This window comes from Orrella sp. 11846, from assembly GCF_048820935.1.
GTDB lineage: Bacteria > Pseudomonadota > Gammaproteobacteria > Burkholderiales > Burkholderiaceae_B > Algicoccus.
This window is the reverse complement of the sequence record NZ_JBMERD010000012.1, coordinates 54,121-70,664: the sequence shown is the minus strand read 5'-3', so window position 1 is coordinate 70,664 and position 16,544 is coordinate 54,121. Positions and strand designations below refer to the sequence as shown.

General features: G+C 50.8%; 14 protein-coding genes and 1 tRNA gene. 9 read left to right on the top strand and 6 right to left on the bottom strand.

The window, feature by feature from the left end; genetic code table 11:
• Positions 1-20: 20 nt before the first annotated feature.
• Entirely contained in the window at positions 21-401 is a 381-nt protein-coding gene (gcvH, locus tag ACOI06_RS10945; protein WP_420662617.1) for a glycine cleavage system protein GcvH, read from the top strand.
• A gap of 121 nt (positions 402-522) precedes the next feature.
• Positions 523-3,402 carry an aminomethyl-transferring glycine dehydrogenase gene (gcvP, locus tag ACOI06_RS10940; RefSeq protein ID WP_420662616.1) on the top strand — a complete coding sequence of 960 codons (2,880 nt, stop codon included), beginning with the start codon at positions 523-525 and terminating at the stop codon, positions 3,400-3,402.
• On the opposite strand, the gene ACOI06_RS10935 is transcribed toward gcvP, so the two are convergent.
• Genes ACOI06_RS10935 through ACOI06_RS10925 form a run of 3 tightly spaced genes read right to left on the bottom strand, consistent with a single transcriptional unit; the run spans position 3,372 to position 5,142 of the window.
• Entirely contained in the window at positions 3,372-3,899 is a 528-nt protein-coding gene (locus ACOI06_RS10935) for a dihydrofolate reductase (protein WP_420662615.1), read from the bottom strand. The two genes, gcvP and ACOI06_RS10935, sit on opposite strands and share 31 nt — an antisense overlap.
• Positions 3,900-3,907: 8 nt before the next feature.
• Entirely contained in the window at positions 3,908-4,705 is a 798-nt protein-coding gene (locus ACOI06_RS10930) for a thymidylate synthase (protein WP_420662613.1), read from the bottom strand.
• On the bottom strand, positions 4,702-5,142 hold the full coding sequence (locus tag ACOI06_RS10925; RefSeq protein WP_420662611.1) for an OsmC family protein: 441 nt from the start codon (positions 5,140-5,142) through the stop codon (positions 4,702-4,704). The genes ACOI06_RS10930 and ACOI06_RS10925 overlap by 4 nt, the downstream gene beginning before the upstream one ends.
• A gap of 227 nt (positions 5,143-5,369) precedes the next feature.
• On the opposite strand from ACOI06_RS10925, the gene coq7 reads away from it, so the two are divergent.
• Complete coding sequence (coq7, locus tag ACOI06_RS10920) at positions 5,370-6,041, top strand: 2-polyprenyl-3-methyl-6-methoxy-1,4-benzoquinone monooxygenase (RefSeq protein ID WP_420662609.1); 672 nt, start codon at positions 5,370-5,372, stop codon at positions 6,039-6,041.
• Positions 6,042-6,388: 347 nt separating this feature from the next.
• Here the strand turns inward: coq7 and pgi are convergent, their stop codons facing one another.
• Together pgi and ACOI06_RS10910 are read right to left on the bottom strand one after the other, a co-directional pair.
• Positions 6,389-7,951 carry a glucose-6-phosphate isomerase gene (gene pgi / locus ACOI06_RS10915; RefSeq protein WP_420662608.1) on the bottom strand — a complete coding sequence of 521 codons (1,563 nt, stop codon included), beginning with the start codon at positions 7,949-7,951 and terminating at the stop codon, positions 6,389-6,391.
• 30 nt (positions 7,952-7,981) lie between these two features.
• Positions 7,982-9,373, bottom strand: a complete 1,392-nt coding sequence (locus tag ACOI06_RS10910) for a phosphomannomutase/phosphoglucomutase (protein ID WP_420662607.1) — start codon at positions 9,371-9,373, stop codon at positions 7,982-7,984.
• A gap of 183 nt (positions 9,374-9,556) precedes the next feature.
• On the opposite strand from ACOI06_RS10910, the gene ACOI06_RS10905 reads away from it, so the two are divergent.
• The gene (locus ACOI06_RS10905; protein WP_420662606.1) at positions 9,557-10,966 is read left to right on the top strand and encodes an FAD-binding oxidoreductase; all 1,410 of its coding nucleotides are present in this window, start codon (positions 9,557-9,559) and stop codon (positions 10,964-10,966) included.
• A 22-nt stretch (positions 10,967-10,988) separates the two neighbouring features.
• Here ACOI06_RS10905 and mutM read toward each other — a convergent pair whose 3' ends face one another.
• Positions 10,989-11,843, bottom strand: coding sequence for a bifunctional DNA-formamidopyrimidine glycosylase/DNA-(apurinic or apyrimidinic site) lyase (gene mutM / locus ACOI06_RS10900; RefSeq protein WP_420662605.1), 855 nt, complete (start codon positions 11,841-11,843; stop codon positions 10,989-10,991).
• 72 nt (positions 11,844-11,915) lie between these two features.
• Here mutM and ACOI06_RS10895 point away from each other — a divergent pair, with 72 nt between their 5' ends.
• The 5 genes from ACOI06_RS10895 to ACOI06_RS10875 all read left to right on the top strand — a co-directional run bounded on the left by ACOI06_RS10895 (position 11,916) and on the right by ACOI06_RS10875 (position 16,450).
• Complete coding sequence (locus ACOI06_RS10895; RefSeq protein ID WP_420662604.1) at positions 11,916-13,748, top strand: tetratricopeptide repeat protein; 1,833 nt, start codon at positions 11,916-11,918, stop codon at positions 13,746-13,748.
• The gene (locus tag ACOI06_RS10890; RefSeq protein WP_420662603.1) at positions 13,738-14,391 is read left to right on the top strand and encodes an outer membrane lipoprotein LolB; all 654 of its coding nucleotides are present in this window, start codon (positions 13,738-13,740) and stop codon (positions 14,389-14,391) included. The genes ACOI06_RS10895 and ACOI06_RS10890 overlap by 11 nt, the downstream gene beginning before the upstream one ends.
• An 8-nt stretch (positions 14,392-14,399) precedes the next feature.
• Complete coding sequence (gene ispE, locus ACOI06_RS10885; RefSeq protein WP_420662602.1) at positions 14,400-15,332, top strand: 4-(cytidine 5'-diphospho)-2-C-methyl-D-erythritol kinase; 933 nt, start codon at positions 14,400-14,402, stop codon at positions 15,330-15,332.
• Between the two features lie 7 nt (positions 15,333-15,339).
• Positions 15,340-15,416, top strand: a tRNA-Gln gene (locus tag ACOI06_RS10880).
• Between the two features lie 83 nt (positions 15,417-15,499).
• Positions 15,500-16,450 (top strand): ribose-phosphate pyrophosphokinase, encoded by a 951-nt coding sequence (locus ACOI06_RS10875; protein ID WP_420662601.1) that lies wholly within the window; start codon positions 15,500-15,502, stop codon positions 16,448-16,450.
• Positions 16,451-16,544: the final 94 nt, after the last annotated feature.

The window sequence follows — 16,544 nt, the reverse complement described above, 5'->3', positions numbered from 1 at the left end:
TAAAACAGGAGTTTTTCTGGATGAATATTCCAAACGATCGTAAATATGTGGCAACTCATGAGTGGATTGTGATTGAAGATGATTTGATTTTGGTGGGAATCACTGATCCTGCTCAGGATCAGCTTGGCGATCTGGTGTTTGTCGGTGATGTGCGTGTTGGGGTTCGCTTGCAAGCTGGCGAAACTGCTGCGGTTGTGGAGTCAGTGAAAGCGGCTTCCGATATTTATGCACCAGTGGATGGGGAGATTGTGGCCTTCAATACTGAACTGGATGCACAACCTGAACTGATTAATTCGGATCCCTACAACCAGTGGATTTTTAAACTGAAACCCAACAACTTGGCCGATGTGGATGGATTGCTGGACGCCGATGGTTACGGTGCAGTCGCGCACGAACATTGAATGTTGTTTGACGCAATGATGTTTTGATTGCGATCGGATTAGACAAATAGGTCTTTTTTAACGGAGGACGCGAGGGTCGCTTGTTCGGTGGTTCGCACACCAAGCTTCTCGCAAGCAGCTGATGAATCAACTACATGAATATGCGCCGTTTGTGAAGCGCCATATTGGGCCGTCTGAGACGGAGCAGAAGCAGATGTTAAATGCGCTTGGGGTTGATAGCTTGCAGGCTTTGATGGCGCAGGTCGTGCCAGAACAAATTAGGATGACAACATCGCTTGATTTGCCTGAACCTTTGGATGAGCCAGCTATGCTGGCACACATGCAGCAGCTGGCCGATCGTAATCAAGTGTTTCGTCACTATATTGGGCAAGGCTACTACGGCACGCATATGCCCAATGTGGTGTTGCGTAATGTGCTGGAGAATCCTGCTTGGTATACCGCTTATACACCTTATCAAGCTGAGATCTCGCAGGGCCGTCTTGAAGCGATTCTGAATTTTCAGACCATGGTGGCTGAGCTCACTGGTATGGAAATTGCGAATGCCTCTTTGCTAGATGAAGCGACGGCGTGTGCAGAAGGTATGGGCATGGCTTGGCGCATGACCGGACAAAAGCGCTCAACCTTTTTAGTGTCTGAACACTGCCATCCCCAAACCATTGAGGTTTTACGCACACGAGCCAAAGGCTTGGGTATTACCTTGGTTGTGGCCGATGATGCGCAATTGATGCAAGCAGACGTCGATTGCTTTGGAGTGCTGCTCCAATATCCCCATTCACTTGGTCGTGTGTGTGATGATCGGGCTTTGGTCGAGTCACTGAAAGCGCGTGACATCGCGGTGGTGTGTGCGACAGACTTGTTGGCATTGAATTTGTTAACCCCGCCCGGCCACTGGGGTGTGGATATCGTCGTCGGCTCTGCGCAGCGTTTTGGTGTGCCTTTAGGGTACGGTGGACCGCATGCAGCCTTTATGGCTTGTCGGGATGCGCATAAGCGGCATATGCCCGGTCGTTTGGTGGGCGTGTCCCGAGATGCGACCGGTGCGCCTGCGTTGCGACTGGCATTACAGACGCGTGAGCAACATATTCGTCGAGAGAAAGCGACTTCTAATATTTGCACGGCACAAGTCTTGTTGGCTGTGCTCGCAGGTTTGTATGCGGTCTGGCATGGTCCGCAGGGGCTTAAAGCCATTGCGACTCGAGTCCATGCGTTCACGGCTCGATTACATCACGCGCTCACCTCGTTAGGTTTTGAGGTGGTTAACAGCAGTTATTTTGACACCTTGCATATTCATACGGGTGAGCAAACAGAACGCTTGCGTGCATTAGCACTTAAACAAGGTATTAACTTGCGTTATGTTGATGCGGCGCATGTGGCGATTTCGCTTGATGAGACGGTCACGCAAGCTGATTGGACGCAACTGTGTGCGCTCTTTGAAACATTGGCCAATACGCAGGCCAAACAGTCTGGCGATACCCTTGATAGTGCAATTCCAGTCGCATTGCGCCGTGAAGGTGCTGCGTTGACACATCCGATATTTGAGCGTATATGTTCTGAGACGGACATGTTGCGGTATTTGCGTCGTTTGGCAGACATGGATCTGGCTTTAGATCGTACGATGATCCCACTGGGTTCTTGCACGATGAAGCTCAATGCCACGGTCGAGATGATCCCGATTACTTGGCCGCAGTTTGCAAACATACACCCGTTTGCTCCTGCAGAGCAGGTACAAGGTTATGCCGCACTGATTGAAGGTTTGTCACGCGATTTATGTGAAATTACAGGCTATGACGCCATTAGTTTGCAGCCGAACTCAGGTGCGCAAGGTGAATATGCGGGATTATTAGCAATTCGCGCGTTTCATGAGGCCAATGGGCAGTCTGAGCGCAATATTTGCTTGATTCCATCGTCTGCACACGGGACTAACCCAGCGTCTGCTCACATGGTCGGTATGGATGTCATGGTGGTGCAGGCAGACGCCCAAGGGAACGTGGATGTCGAAGACCTGAAGCGTTGCATCGAGCGTGCAGATGAGCGTCTAGGTGCGCTCATGATTACCTATCCATCAACGCATGGTGTGTTTGAACAATCGATCGACACAATTTGTGCACTGATTCATGACGCCGGCGGTCAGGTTTACCTAGATGGCGCAAACATGAACGCCATGGTTGGTCTAGCCAGACCAGGCAAGTTCGGTGCGGATGTGTCGCATTTAAATCTACATAAAACATTTTGTATCCCGCACGGTGGTGGTGGACCCGGAATCGGCCCCGTGGCTGTGCGAGCCCATCTGGCGCCTTATTTACCCGGTGTGGTGAGTGAGCAGGGCTGGTGTCAGAAATCCCAAGCTGTGGGTCCTGTTAGTGCTGCACCGTTTGGTTCAGCGAGCATACTGCCCATCTCATATGCCTATATCCGTTTGATGGGGGCACAAGGTTTACGCAGCGCCAGTGAAATTGCAGTTTTGAATGCAAATTATCTGGCAGCTCGCTTAGGAGAACATTATCCTGTGCTCTATACCGGGCAATCTGGGCGTGTGGCGCACGAATGTATTCTCGATATCAGACCGATCAAAGCGCAAACAGGGATTGATGCGCAAGATGTTGCCAAACGACTGATGGACTTTGGATTTCATGCGCCGACGATGTCATTCCCAGTTCCAGATACGCTGATGGTTGAACCGACAGAGTCTGAGAACTTGGCTGAATTAGAGCGTTTTATCGAAGCGATGGTCACAATCCGCCAGGAGATTCGGGCAGTAGAAGCGGGTGAGGTTAGTCTTGAGGATAGTATCGTGCGTCAGGCGCCGCATACCGCCTCGATGCTTTTGACATCGGAATGGACGCGACCCTATTCACGAGAAGAGGCCGCGTTCCCGGTGGCTTCGCTACGTGCGAACAAGTATTGGCCACCGGTTGCACGAATTGACAATGCTTGGGGCGATCGCAATCTGATCTGCACATGCCCGCCGCTTCAGGATGATTTTGAAGAGATACGGTCGTAAGTCACAAAGTCGTAAGACAGGCCGTTTTCTGGTGGTTGTGCCTGTCTTGAGGTTTCTCGCCACTGATCGGGTGTCAGTGGCGGGAAGAACGCGTCGCCTTCAAACTCAGCCTGAACTTCAGTGGCAATAACTTGATCGGTCCATGGAAGTGCTTGCTCATAGATTTGAGCGCCTCCGATGATGCAGATCACGGGCACATCTTGTAACTGCGCCAACGCGTCTTCGAGTGAGCTAAAAACGGTTGCACCTTCGAATTGCACGCCTTTCTGTCGGGTGAGTACGATGTTCTGACGTCCGGGCAGGGGTCTGCCTAGAGACTCCCAAGTTTTACGACCCATGATGATAGGGTGACCCAACGTCTGACGCTTAAAATGCTGCAAATCACCCGGTAGGCGCCAAATCAACGTGTTGTCTTTGCCAATGACGCGGTTTTGGCTATAAGCCACAACCATGCGAACTTCTGGGGTGTGTGGGCTTGTAGCCGAGGTTGAAGACATGTCGGTACTCATACGGCAACCGGCGCTTTAATGTGCGGATGACACTGGTAGTCTTCGATGACAAAGTCTTCCAGCTCATACTCAAAGATTGAAGCGGGTTTGCGCTCAATTTTAAGGGTTGGGAACGGATAGGGTGTGCGTGACAACTGCTCGCGTGCCTGTTCCAGATGATTGCTATAAAGATGGCAATCACCGCCTGTCCAGATGAAGTCGCCCGGTTCTAAATCGCACTGTTGAGCCACCATGTGGGTTAACAGCGCGTAACTAGCAATGTTAAATGGCACACCTAAAAAGACATCGGCGCTACGCTGATAAAGCTGGCATGACAGCCGGCCATCGGCCACATAAAACTGAAAAAACGCGTGACACGGTGGCAAGGCCATTTCATCAATGAGCCCGACATTCCAAGCGGAGACAATGAGACGACGAGAATCTGGGTTGCTACGGATTTGTTCGATGACTTGGCTGATCTGATCAATCTGTTGACCATCAGGTGTCGGCCAAGAACGCCATTGCACTCCATAAATGGGACCCAGATCGCCATCTTCACGCGCCCATTCATCCCAAATGGTGACATTGCGGTCTTGAAGCCACTTCACATTTGAGTCGCCCCGTAAAAACCACAAAAGCTCCACAAAAATACTGCGTGTGTGAAGCTTTTTAGTGGTGATTAACGGAAAACCTTTAGACAGGTCAAAACGCATCTGATGACCGAAGACGGACAGAGTACCTGTGCCTGTACGGTCTGTTTTTTCTGTGCCATGGTTCAGAACATGGCGCATTAGGTTTTCATATTCGAGATTCATTCTGCGGGTACCGTGGATTCATCAATGACTTCGGCAGACCAAGAGAGCTCAGCTGTTTTACCAAGCATAGCGGTGGCTGAGCAATATTTGTCATAAGACAGTTTGACTGCACGCTCAACGACACGCAGCGGTATATTGCGTCCTGTGACCGTGAAGTGCATATTGATTTTGGTAAAAACCTTGGGCTCAGTGGTTGCACGCTCGCTGGTGATTTTGACGGTGCAGCCGGTGACATCATGACGTCCACGTTGCAGAATTAACACGACATCAAAAGAGCTGCAGCCGCCAGCGCCAGCCAGCATCATTTCCATAGGACGGGGTGCGCGGTTATGGCCGCCCGCTTCGGGAGCGCCGTCCATAGCGAGGGTGTGGCCAGAACCGGTTGTGGTCCAAAACGTCATCGTGTCGGGACCAGCCCATTGCACTGTGCATTCCATTCTTTCTCTCCGCGAAGGTATGAAGGTATAGCGAACATCATAAACGATGGCACGAAAAACACCTAAAAGATCAATGACATTCTCAGTGTTTTGTGAGTACCGTTGCTGAGTGCTCAAAGCGGCCAAAAGACCTTGGTCGGCTATCCATTACAATGGGCATATGCACGCAGGCTGTTGTTTCGTGACGGTTCAATCCTGCGTGAGCTTGTGAATGAGGAGGATGTGCCATGGAAACTCAGAGAGACTACGTGATTCGACGCCGTTATTCGCCTTTTGAGCGTGTGGTGGGTGAGGTGGCAGCGGCACTGACTGTGCTATCAGGAACTGCGCAAGCGAATCGGCCCAATCCGGCGGGTCCGATGACCGAAGAAGCCGATGCGGGTCTACGTGACTTTGATCGCCGGCATGCGGCGGGTTTGATGCGGGTGAATCATGTGGGTGAAATTTGTGCGCAAGCCTTGTATCGGGGACAAGCGTTTATGGCCAAACGTGAACCGACACGCAATTTATTGTTAGAAGCGGCCAGTGAAGAGGTGGATCACCTTGTGTGGTGTGAGGATAGACTTAAAGAACTCGATAGTCGCACAAGTTACCTTAAACCGTTCTGGTATGCCGGTTCTTTTGCGATGGGCCTAGCGGCGAGTGCGGCGTCTGAACGTTACAACTTAGGTTTCATGGCGGAAACTGAACGACAGGTCGAGGCTCATTTAGATCAGCACCTGGAAGAATTACCGGTCAATGACGAGCGATCGCGCAAGATTGTGGAACAGATGCGTGATGATGAGGTAGAGCACCGAAAAACTGCACAACGTCATGGTGCTGCACGTTTGATGGATCCAATTCCCTCTTTGATGAAGCTAACCTCTCGTGTAATGACGTCAACCGCCTACTGGGTTTGATGTTTTGTTGCGATGCAGCAGGATGATGAATGTTGCATAAACACACACACTGTCGAGAGTTTTCAGAAAAAATCTTGCGTTGCACAAAAAAGCTTGTTATAGTTCGTTTAAGCCTGATGGCTGATCTGGTTTGGGTTGCTAGGAAACGTTTCGATGAACGCGAAAACGATGCGCTTCAAATTCAGAAAACCTGTAAAGGTTGTTGTTTCAGCAAAGTTGTCTCCTCCACCCTCCTCCTTTGGTGGATTTGGCCCGAAATCCTAGATTTCGGGCTTTTTTTTACCCGCAATTTGATCAGAAAACCTCTAGGGGACGATTTCACGTCCCGCTCTTTTGGTTAAAACTATCTAATCACACAAACCGAGTTGTTGTAGCCAGTGGGCGGTTGAGGTGTCCACAGCATCTAGGACAGCAGTATCTCGGTTCACCATTTGTCGAGCGAGGTGTTTACCAAACTCGACACCCCATTGGTCAAATGGATTGATTCCCCACAGCACTGCTTGTGCAAAGACTTTGTGCTCATACAGGGCCAGTAAGGCACCCAAAGCATGTGCTTTGAGGTCTGGTAAGACGATGAGTGTCGAAGGTCGTCTGCCGGGATGGATCAGATGGGGGGCGAGTGCTTCAATCTCTTGAGTAGACAGTTTGGTTTGTTGTGACAGTTGCTGGCGTGCTTGTTCGAGTGATTGACCTTTCCAGAGAGCGGCCCTTTGTGCAAGACAGTTTCCTAGTAATTGTTGATGGTGGCTGTCGTGGCCAGACTCGGCATGACGTCGAATAATAAAGTCGACTGGTGCGCCGCGTTGATCTTGGTGCAACCACTGGAAAAAGGTATGTTGGCTATCTGTGCCTGGCATGCCCCACACGGCAGGGCTGATGTTCATGCGTATAAAGCGATTGTCGCGATCAACGAATTTGCCCAAAGACTCCATTTCGAGTTGTTGCAGCCACATTACAAAGCCAGCCAATCGAGCGTCATAAGGACAGATGACTTGTGAACTGTAGTTCAGGGCGGTGGTGTTGACGAGACTGCTCAATGCCATTTGTACGGGTGCATTGACCAACGTGGGGGTTTCCAGAAAATGCGTGTCCATGTCACGCGCACCGCGTAAAAGGTCTGAAAAAGTTTGCCAACCCAGTGCGAGTGCCAGTGACAAGCCAATACTGGACCAGACGGAATATCGTCCGCCGACCCAATCCCAGAACTCAAAAATATGCTCAGATGCAATGCCAAATGTTTGAGCGGCTTGTGGGTTGGCGGTTAGCGCAATGGTTTGTTTCAGTGGGTCTTGAACACCACCATCTCGCATCCACTGTAAAGCGCGTTTGGCATTGGTCAGTGCTTCGAGCGTAGTGAAAGATTTAGAGGCGATGACTAACAAAGTATCGTGAGGATTCAGCCCATCCAGAGCCGCTGTAATGGCTTGTGCATCGATATTGGCAGCAAATCGCAAAGTGCGCCGGGTGCGTTGTCCGCGCAGGGCTTCCCAAACCATACGAGGCCCCCAGTCACTACCACCAATGCCAAGGTGCACAATGTTGGTGTATTGATTGCGCTGATTGCTTTGCTCTACAAACGCCGCCATTTTCTGGAGGGAGGTTTGAACGAGTTGCTGGATCGCTTCGGGGGCTCGGCTACCTCGCAGGGCCGTGTGCATGGCGCCACGGTTTTCTGTCCAGTTAATTAGCGCGCCATCAAAGAGCTCATCGCGTTTGCGCTCAAAGTCACAAGATTGGAGTAATTGCTCACTGGCTGTGATGAGTTCGGGCGTATGAATTTGCAGACTCAGATCAATCTCTAATCCCGCTGCCGAAAGAATTCGGGTGGACGGATTGGCCACTGTGGTGGCTGCTTGTGCGGCATTGAAAAACTCATGCCATGCGGGTGAGATTGAGAGTGATCCGGACATGGGGCGCTCGCAGAAAACTGTTGGTTGTATTTAAAAAGGTAATAGGGCGTTGGGAATTAGACGTTTTAGTTTTTGACGAAAGACATCCTGAACGCGCTCGAGTGCTTCAGGCGTATCCCCTTCAAACCGTAAAACAATCACAGGCGTTGTGTTCGAAGCGCGGGCTAGGCCAAAGCCATCGTTGTAATCAGCACGCACGCCATCGATTGTGGTGAGCTGTGCGCTCACGAAATCGGTATCGGCCTGCAGTGCCTCAATGACGCGTGCAGGTTCGCCTTCTTGCATTTCGATTTTTAATTCTGGTGTCGAGTAAGCGTTGGGCAAAGATTCAAGGACTTGGCTCGCATCCGGATGGCGGCTGAGGATCTCTAGTAATCGTGCACCTGTGTATAGCCCATCATCAAAACCAAACCACCGCTCTTGAAAGAAAATGTGCCCACTCATTTCACCTGCGAGCGGTGCGCCAGTCTCTTTAAGTTTAGCTTTGATGAGTGAGTGACCTGTGCGCCACATTGTGGCTTTGCCGCCTGCTTGCTCAATGGCTACGGCAAGTTGGCGTGAGCATTTGACGTCAAACAGGATTTCACAGCCAGGATGACGCGAAATAATGTCTTGAGCAAACAAAATCATTTGTCGATCGGGCCAGATGATTTCACCAGAACGGGTGACCACACCGAGTCGGTCACCATCGCCGTCAAAAGCTAGCCCTAAATCGCAATCATGCGTTTGTACAGCTGCAATCAAGTCTTGCAGATTGTCAGGGTCTGCGGGGTCGGGATGGTGGTTTGGAAATGTCCCATCGACTTCACAAAAGAGTTCGATGACTTCGCAGCCTAGCTGACGAAACAACGTAGGTGCAATACTGCCGGCTACGCCATTGCCACAATCGACGGCGATGCGCATTGGACGTGCGAGTTTAATGTCTTGGGTGATGGTCTCTAGGTAAGGCGTGACTGCATCGTAAACACGACTCTGACCCAGAGTGCCGGCAGGCGTGGTGCCTTGTTGCATGCGCTTTAATAAGTCTTGAATGCTGTCGCCATATAGTGTGACGCCAGCTACCATCATTTTAAAACCGTTGTATTGGGGTGGGTTGTGACTGCCCGTGATCGCAACGCCTGTGCCAGCTCCGCATGTGTGAGCGGCGTAATAAACAAGCGGTGTTGGGACCTGCCCGATGTCTAGGGTGTCTAGGCCGCCCTCATGAATACCTTGTGCAAGCGCTTGACTCAACGATGGGCTACTGAGGCGTCCGTCATAGCCAATCACCACCGATTTAACGCCAGCTTCCCGAGCTTTGGCCGCGAGTGCTTGACCTAATCGTCGCGCAAAATCAGCATTAAGTTCATCAGGCACAATGCCGCGGATGTCATATGCTTTAAAAACATGATTCGGTAAAACGTTTACTGGAGGAGTTTGCATAGCGTAAAGTACCCGTTTAGAGATATGTTGCAGAGCCTGACTTCGGGGGTATTATGGCAGAGTAGCACCTGCTTGTTGCGGAATGAACGCGACAGCCCGAGTTTTGGTGATGAGAAAAATGAGATTGTGTACATATCTAACAGCGCGAAAGCGACTAAAGAAACGTTGAACAGGAGTGTTGGGTTGAAAACAAAATTACAGGCGATTGTGGGCGCAGAACATGTACTGACCGGCGAAGAGGCAGCGCCGTATCTGATTGATTGGCGCAAGCGCTATGTGGGTAAGGCATTGGCAGTCGTACGACCTGCAAATACGGAAGAAGTCGCGCAAGTGGTCAAACTTTGTTATGACAACGATATACCGATTGTCACAGTTGGTGGTAATACCGGAATGTGTGGTGCGGCGACGCCCGATGACTCTGGGACAGCGGTGATGATCTCGACTGGTCGTTTAAACCGGATACGAGAAATCGATACCGCCAACGATACGATCACAGTCGAAGCCGGGTACGTGCTTCAGAATTTGCAAGAAGCGGCTCGCGAAGCAGGGCGTTTGTTTCCATTGAGTCTGGCTGCTGAAGGTAGCTGCACCATTGGTGGAAACTTGGCAACGAACGCAGGGGGTACTCAGGTATTACGTTATGGCAATACACGGGATTTGGCGCTTGGGCTTGAAGTCGTGACTGCTCAAGGTGAAATCTGGCACGGTTTGCGCGGTTTGCGTAAGAACAATACGGGGTATGACCTTCGTGACCTATATATCGGTAGTGAGGGCACGTTAGGCATTATCACCGCTGCAACACTCAAGCTATATCCATTGCCAGTCGCTCAACGCACAGCCATGCTGGCGTTTAACAACCTGACTGATGCCGTGACCATGTTGTCGCGGGCACGCGCTGGTTTTGGGGCGGCACTGACCGGTTTTGAAGTGATGGCGGGCGATGTATTGAAAGCGGTGGTCGAGTGCTTCCCCGATCAGCGTTTGCCGTTTGAGTCAGAATCACGCGATGCGCCTTGGTTTGCTTTGCTAGAGCTTTCAGACAGTGAAAGTGCTGAACATGCGCAAGCACGTTTTGAAGAAGTCTTGGGGCAAGCCATTGAAGATGGTGTGGTGATTGATGCGGCGATTGCGGAATCCGTGAGTCAGAGTAAGGCACTGTGGCACTTGCGTGAAAGCATTCCGTTGACTGAGGCTGGGATGGGTAAAAGCGTGAAACACGATATTTCAGTTCCGATTTCGCGTATTGCCGAGTTTGTGGAAACAACAAACGCGATCCTGCAAGCACAATTTCCGGGTGTTAAAAACATCGTGTTTGGGCATTTGGGCGACGGTAACCTCCACTACAACGTGGGCGCATCACCTGAGCATTCGGATGATGAGTTCCTTGCGCAGCAAAGTGCGGTTTACAAAATAGTTCATGACCGAGTGCACGAATTTGGCGGTTCGATTAGTGCGGAACACGGTATTGGACAAATGAAGGTTGAGGAAATGCCGCGTTATAAAGATCCAGTCGAGCTAGCCCTCATGTGGTCAATCAAAGATGCACTGGATCCAAAAGGTTTGATGAACCCAGGCAAAGTGCTGTTGCGTTAAGCCGTTGCGTTAATTTGTTGCATTAGGGTGCCGACTTCCGAGTGCGCGGTCGGCGCTGACATTTTGGGCAAAAGTAAGTGGCTCGTTGATTCTGGACAATGCGTTGGATTTTTGTCCCGCATTGCGGGCAGGGCTCGTCGGCTTTGCCGTAAACCGCGGCGTGCAGCTCAAAATAAGCACCTGGTTGTGCATTGGGGTTCATGTAATCACGTAGGGTCGATCCCCCACTTGTTAAAGCCGCTTCTAGGGTTTGATTGATGGCGTTAAAGAGCCGTGTTGCTTGTGGACGTGTTAAGTTTTGTGCAAGTGTTTCAGGGTGAATACGGGCTCTGAATAAGCTTTCGCTGGCGTAGATGTTGCCCACACCGACAACGATTTTGCCATTGAGCAACGATTGTTTGATGTGAATGCGTTGATTGCGGGTCTGGTCGTATAAGAGTTTGGCGGTGAATTCCGAACCCATCGGTTCAACACCTAGATTCTTTAAAAGTGGGTGTGACAAAATGTCACCATCCTCAATCGGATGCCAAAGGACTGCACCAAAACGTCGTGGATCATGTAGTCTTAAGACTTGTCCACCTTCAAACGTCCACTCGACATGGTCATGCAGATTCCAGAAACTGTCCGCTTGGACGCGTCGAATCGAGCCAGACATGCCAAGATGGATAATGATCGTGCCATTAGGAAACGACCAGAGCAAGTATTTGGCACGTCTGCCGACGGCCAGAAGTGGCTGATCGATAACGACTTGTGGAAGTTCGTCCGGAATAGGCCAGCGAAATCGTCGCTCGCGAATTTGCATCGTTTGGAGCGTTCGGTTCAGAATAACGGGCTCAATTCCGCGTCGGGTTGTTTCAACTTCTGGTAACTCGGGCATGCGTGGGTGCTAAGATTTGGGATCGACTAGGTTGTGGCTTTATTGTGCCACCAAAGGGGCTGGACTGTGCAAATGAAACCTCTGTCATTGCGTTTGACCAAAGAGTGGCGTGTGCGCACGCAAAAAATGTTGTGGGCCGCTTTGGCCGCATTGGCTACGAGTGCATGCGCGGCACCGTCCGCACCAGCAGCCGGAGATGCGGTGGAATTGCGTGAGCCCGAGCCACAAAACGAAGTGATTGAGTTGCGTCAGGGCGAATTGCCGAACGTGACTCTGACAGCCGATGTGCTTTATCGTTTGCTGGTCTCGGATTTTGCATTACATCGAGGCGCGATTAAGCCTGCGGCAGATACGAGTCTAGAACTTGCGCGTTATACAACCGACCCGAGATTGGCACAGCGTGCACTTGAGCTGTACATGCTGATGAATCAGTATCAGGGTGCGCTTCATGCGGTGAATGTCTGGTTGGATTCAGAGCCGAATAATGAAGAAGCACAATCAATGCGTCTGGCGTTGATGGCTGCATTGGATCAGACAGAGGGTCTTGACGACGCGTTGGTTGAGTATGTCAAAAAACAACCCGATAAGACGCAAGCCTTAGCGCAGGTGATGGGTATTCTGGGGCGCATGGAGGATCGGCAGAAAGCACTCGACCTCATTGAGCAGGTGATTGATCGCAGTGGGCAGAAAAAAACCATGGTGGCCGAGATGGCACTTGCCGATATGGCACAAGCGGCAGGCCATGATCAAGAGGCTTCTGAGCATGCGCGCAAGGCGCTCGCACGGGATCCCAATTCAGAAGATGCTGCTATGCGTGTACTGGATTATGGATTTGTAGTGGATCCGACCGATGCAATTAAGCGTGCACAGACGTTTATCAAAAAACATCCCGATTCGCGACGTTTGCGCATGATGCTGGTGGGCAGACTGGCCGAAGCGGACAATATTGACGGTGCGATCGCAGAACTTAAAGCCATGTCTGCACAGTTCCCGGAAGATTTTGATTTGTTGTTTGTGCGGGCGCAATTTGCATTCCAAGTCAATCGCCTCGATGAGGCAAACCAATTGCTCAACGAATTTGTTGAGGTGCAAAAACAACGGAAAACCTCGGTGGCAGAAGGTGCTTCGGATGCGTCTGCAGCACTCGATGATGCGTACACATTGATGGCAGCGATTGCACAAAGACAGGGGGAGCCTGATCGTGCCATTGAGCTACTGGGTCGTATTGAAAATCCAGAAGCTTTGTTTGAGACACGCTTGCGTCAAGCCAAAATTCGTGCAGATAGCGGCAAGGTGGATGAAGCTGTGCGCATGATTGATGCCTTGCATCCCGCAGATTCTGATGAGCATCTCATTGGGGTGTTGACTCTAACTCAGATTTTGCGACAGGCAGATCGGTCCGATGAGGCGATTGAGCGCTTAATTGAAGCGGATCAGTTGTTGCGTGATTCAATTGAGGTCAAGTATGAGCTTGGCATGATGTATGCAGCACAGGATGATCTGGATAACATGGAGCGTTATTTGCGCGAAGTGATTGATTTGGATCCGGATTATGCGCATGCTTTAAATGCACTGGGTTATGTGTTGGCAGACCGTAATCTTCGCTTAGATGAGGCGTACTCTTTGATTTCTCGTGCTCATCAATTGTTGCCGCAAGACCCGTTCATCATGGATAGCTTAGGTTGGGTTAAATATCGGCAGGGTGATTTGGTGCAGGCCCGTGCGTTTTTAGAACAAGCTTATGCGATTCAACCACAGGCAGAAATTTCTGCGCACTTGGGTGAAGTGCTCTGGGAAATGGATAAGCAGAACCAGGCACGCGAGATTTGGGAGGCCGGATTGGTGCTAGAGCCTGAAAACGATGTGCTGCAAGAAACGATGCAGCGTTATCTGAATGGTCAGTAAAGTGCGTCACGCTCTGTATACACCGGCACGGCTGATTGCTGAGGTGATGAGGCGTTTGTCGAATTCGCTGTTTGCACTTCGTCATGTCTGGAAAATGATTCTCTTGGCGACTCTGGCTTTATTGACCGCCTGTACGACCACGCAGCAGATGATGGTGCCCGATGCGGTGCAGTTTGCCCGTAGCGGTCGGTTTGTGGTGCAGGTGCAAGGCGTGGATAACGCACAGGCAGTGAGCGGAGGATTTGATTGGCAGTCCTACGGTGCTGGGGTGTGGCAATTAAGCTTGCGCAGTCCTCTGGGTGCTGTACTTGCACGCCTAAACGCCAGCCCAGGTCAAGTGGTGCTAGAACGTCCAGGTGAGATGCCGCAGCGGGCTGATCGCGCTTCTGATTTGTTGCGCGCGTTGTTTGCGGCTCAAGTACCAGTCGATGCGATGGTCGACTGGATTGAAGGCAAAGCACCGGCCAATAGTCAGGCGCGTGTGGTGGCGCGCCATGCGCAGGGTCAGATCGAAGTGTTAGAGCAAAGCGGTTGGACCATTCGTTTAGAGCGCTATGACGCATTGGGCCCGCGCTTAATTGAAATAACCGGCCGAGATGATGGACGCGATGTCACCGTGCGTCTTGTCGTTGATAGTCAATGAGTCACAAAATGGTTTTGTATGATTTGTCGGCTCCGGCCAAATTGAACTTGTTTTTACATGTCGTTGGGCGCAGAGCGGATGGCTATCATGAGTTGCAGAGCCTGTTTCGACTCATCACCTTGTCCGATAGCGTGACCGTTGAGTTGCGATTGGATGGACAAATTAGCCGTGAAGGTGAGTTGCTTGACCAGGTCGCAGAAGAGGCCGATCTGACAATGAGAGCAGCGCATGCCTTGCGCGCGGCGACTGGTACGGTGCTTGGGGCGCATATTCATGTCTTGAAACGAATTCCGAGTGGTGCGGGTTTGGGCGGCGGCTCTAGTGATGCAGCAACGGTCTTATTGGCGTTGAATAAGCTTTGGCGAACTGGCCTGAGCCGAGAAACGTTGATGTCGATAGGTGCCAGACTTGGGGCCGATGTGCCGTTTTTTATCTTTGGGCAGACTGGGTTTGTGCAAGGTGTTGGTGAAAAAATCGTTAAATCTCGGCTGCCAGAATGTAGTTATCTGTTGTTTAAACCACACATCAGCATTTCGACTGCGACGGTGTTTCAGGACGAGCGCTTGACAAGAGATACAAAATCAATCAAAATTATGGACTTTTCTGGTTGTAAACGATTTGTCGCGACCGATACGAAGTCTGAGAAAATATTAGGCTTTGGGCGCAACGATCTAGAAGCAGTGGTTCTTAAGCAGCATGTGGCAGTTAGTCAGTTGAAAAATCAGCTGAGTCAGTGGGGGTTTTCCACACGAATGACAGGATCAGGATCTTGTCTTTTTAGTGAAAAAAACAACCCTGAGAGCGCACAGTTTGCATTTAAGGAATTGCTCGTTAAAATACAGGCAGAAAACGCGGCATCCAACCGTGAGTTTAGTGATGTGCTTGAGTCAGTTTATGTTTGTGACGGACTAGATCAGCATCCACTTTATGATTGGGTGTAAACCTTGTTGGGGAGTAGCCAAGTCGGTTAAGGCACCGGATTTTGATTCCGGCATGCGAGGGTTCGAATCCTTCCTCCCCAGCCATACTAATTTTAAGCTGTTGAACAATCCGGAATGTCAGGTGTAGTTCAGCAGCTTTTGTCTTTTTTACGTGAGCGACTTTCATCATGTCCTCTGAAAGTTTCATGATCTTCACGGGTACAGCCAACCCACGATTGGCTGTTGATGTTGTAAACCATCTCGATATGTCGTTGGGGAAAATGACCGTCGGTCGTTTCTCAGATGGCGAAGTCATGGCAGAGATCAATGAAAATGTCCGTGGCAAGGATGTTTTTGTATTGCAACCAACCTGTGCGCCAACAAACGACAACCTGATGGAAATCATGGTGATGGTCGATGCATTACGTCGCGCCTCTGCGGGTCGTATCACAGCAGCAATTCCCTACTTTGGTTATGCCCGTCAGGACAGACGATCCCGTTCTGCCCGTGTGGCCATTTCAGCCAAGGTCGTGGCTAATATGTTGCAGGTGGTGGGTGTTGACCGTGTACTGACCATGGATTTACACGCTGACCAGATTCAGGGCTTTTTTGATATCCCCGTGGATAACATTTACGCAGGTCCCATTTTGTTGGGGGACATCTGGCGTCGGAACTTGAAAGATCTGGTGGTGGTGTCGCCTGATATCGGTGGTGTTGTCCGGGCCCGTGCGCTGGCTAAACAATTGGAAGTGGATCTGGCCATTATTGATAAGCGTCGTCCACGCGCCAATGTGTCCGAAGTCATGAACATCATCGGTGATGTGCAAGGCAGAACTTGCCTGATCATGGATGACATGGTGGATACCGCAGGTACGTTGTGTAAAGCCGCATCGGCTCTGAAAGAACAAGGTGCAGGGGCTGTCTATGCCTACTGTACACATGCCGTTCTGTCAGGTGGTGCCGTTGAGCGGGTGAATGAGTCTGAGCTGGATGAGCTTGTGGTGACGGATACGATCCCGTTGTCTGAAGAAGCGCAGGCTAGTGGTAGAATCCGTCAGCTGTCTTGCGCCGCCTTGTTAGGCGAAACGATTTTACGTATTTCACACGCCGAATCTGTCAGCTCATTATTTGTTGAATAACTAGGATCTGAGTGCATGCTGGTCGCGGCATGTGCTCGATGCTGGGTCTGAAGGCAGATCTGGCAAATTTCGGGTCGAGAAGACCTTTATTGGA

Coding starts and splice junctions, on each gene's coding strand:
- gcvH (WP_420662617.1), top strand. CDS start 21: ATGAATATTCCAAACGATCGTAAATATGTGGCAACTCATGAGTGGATT.
- gcvP (WP_420662616.1), top strand. CDS start 523: ATGAATCAACTACATGAATATGCGCCGTTTGTGAAGCGCCATATTGGG.
- ACOI06_RS10935 (WP_420662615.1), bottom strand. CDS start 3,899: ATGTCTTCAACCTCGGCTACAAGCCCACACACCCCAGAAGTTCGCATG.
- ACOI06_RS10930 (WP_420662613.1), bottom strand. CDS start 4,705: ATGAATCTCGAATATGAAAACCTAATGCGCCATGTTCTGAACCATGGC.
- ACOI06_RS10925 (WP_420662611.1), bottom strand. CDS start 5,142: ATGGAATGCACAGTGCAATGGGCTGGTCCCGACACGATGACGTTTTGG.
- coq7 (WP_420662609.1), top strand. CDS start 5,370: ATGGAAACTCAGAGAGACTACGTGATTCGACGCCGTTATTCGCCTTTT.
- pgi (WP_420662608.1), bottom strand. CDS start 7,951: ATGTCCGGATCACTCTCAATCTCACCCGCATGGCATGAGTTTTTCAAT.
- ACOI06_RS10910 (WP_420662607.1), bottom strand. CDS start 9,373: ATGCAAACTCCTCCAGTAAACGTTTTACCGAATCATGTTTTTAAAGCA.
- mutM (WP_420662605.1), bottom strand. CDS start 11,843: ATGCCCGAGTTACCAGAAGTTGAAACAACCCGACGCGGAATTGAGCCC.
- ACOI06_RS10895 (WP_420662604.1), top strand. CDS start 11,916: ATGAAACCTCTGTCATTGCGTTTGACCAAAGAGTGGCGTGTGCGCACG.
- ACOI06_RS10890 (WP_420662603.1), top strand. CDS start 13,738: ATGGTCAGTAAAGTGCGTCACGCTCTGTATACACCGGCACGGCTGATT.
- ispE (WP_420662602.1), top strand. CDS start 14,400: ATGGTTTTGTATGATTTGTCGGCTCCGGCCAAATTGAACTTGTTTTTA.
- ACOI06_RS10875 (WP_420662601.1), top strand. CDS start 15,500: ATGTCCTCTGAAAGTTTCATGATCTTCACGGGTACAGCCAACCCACGA.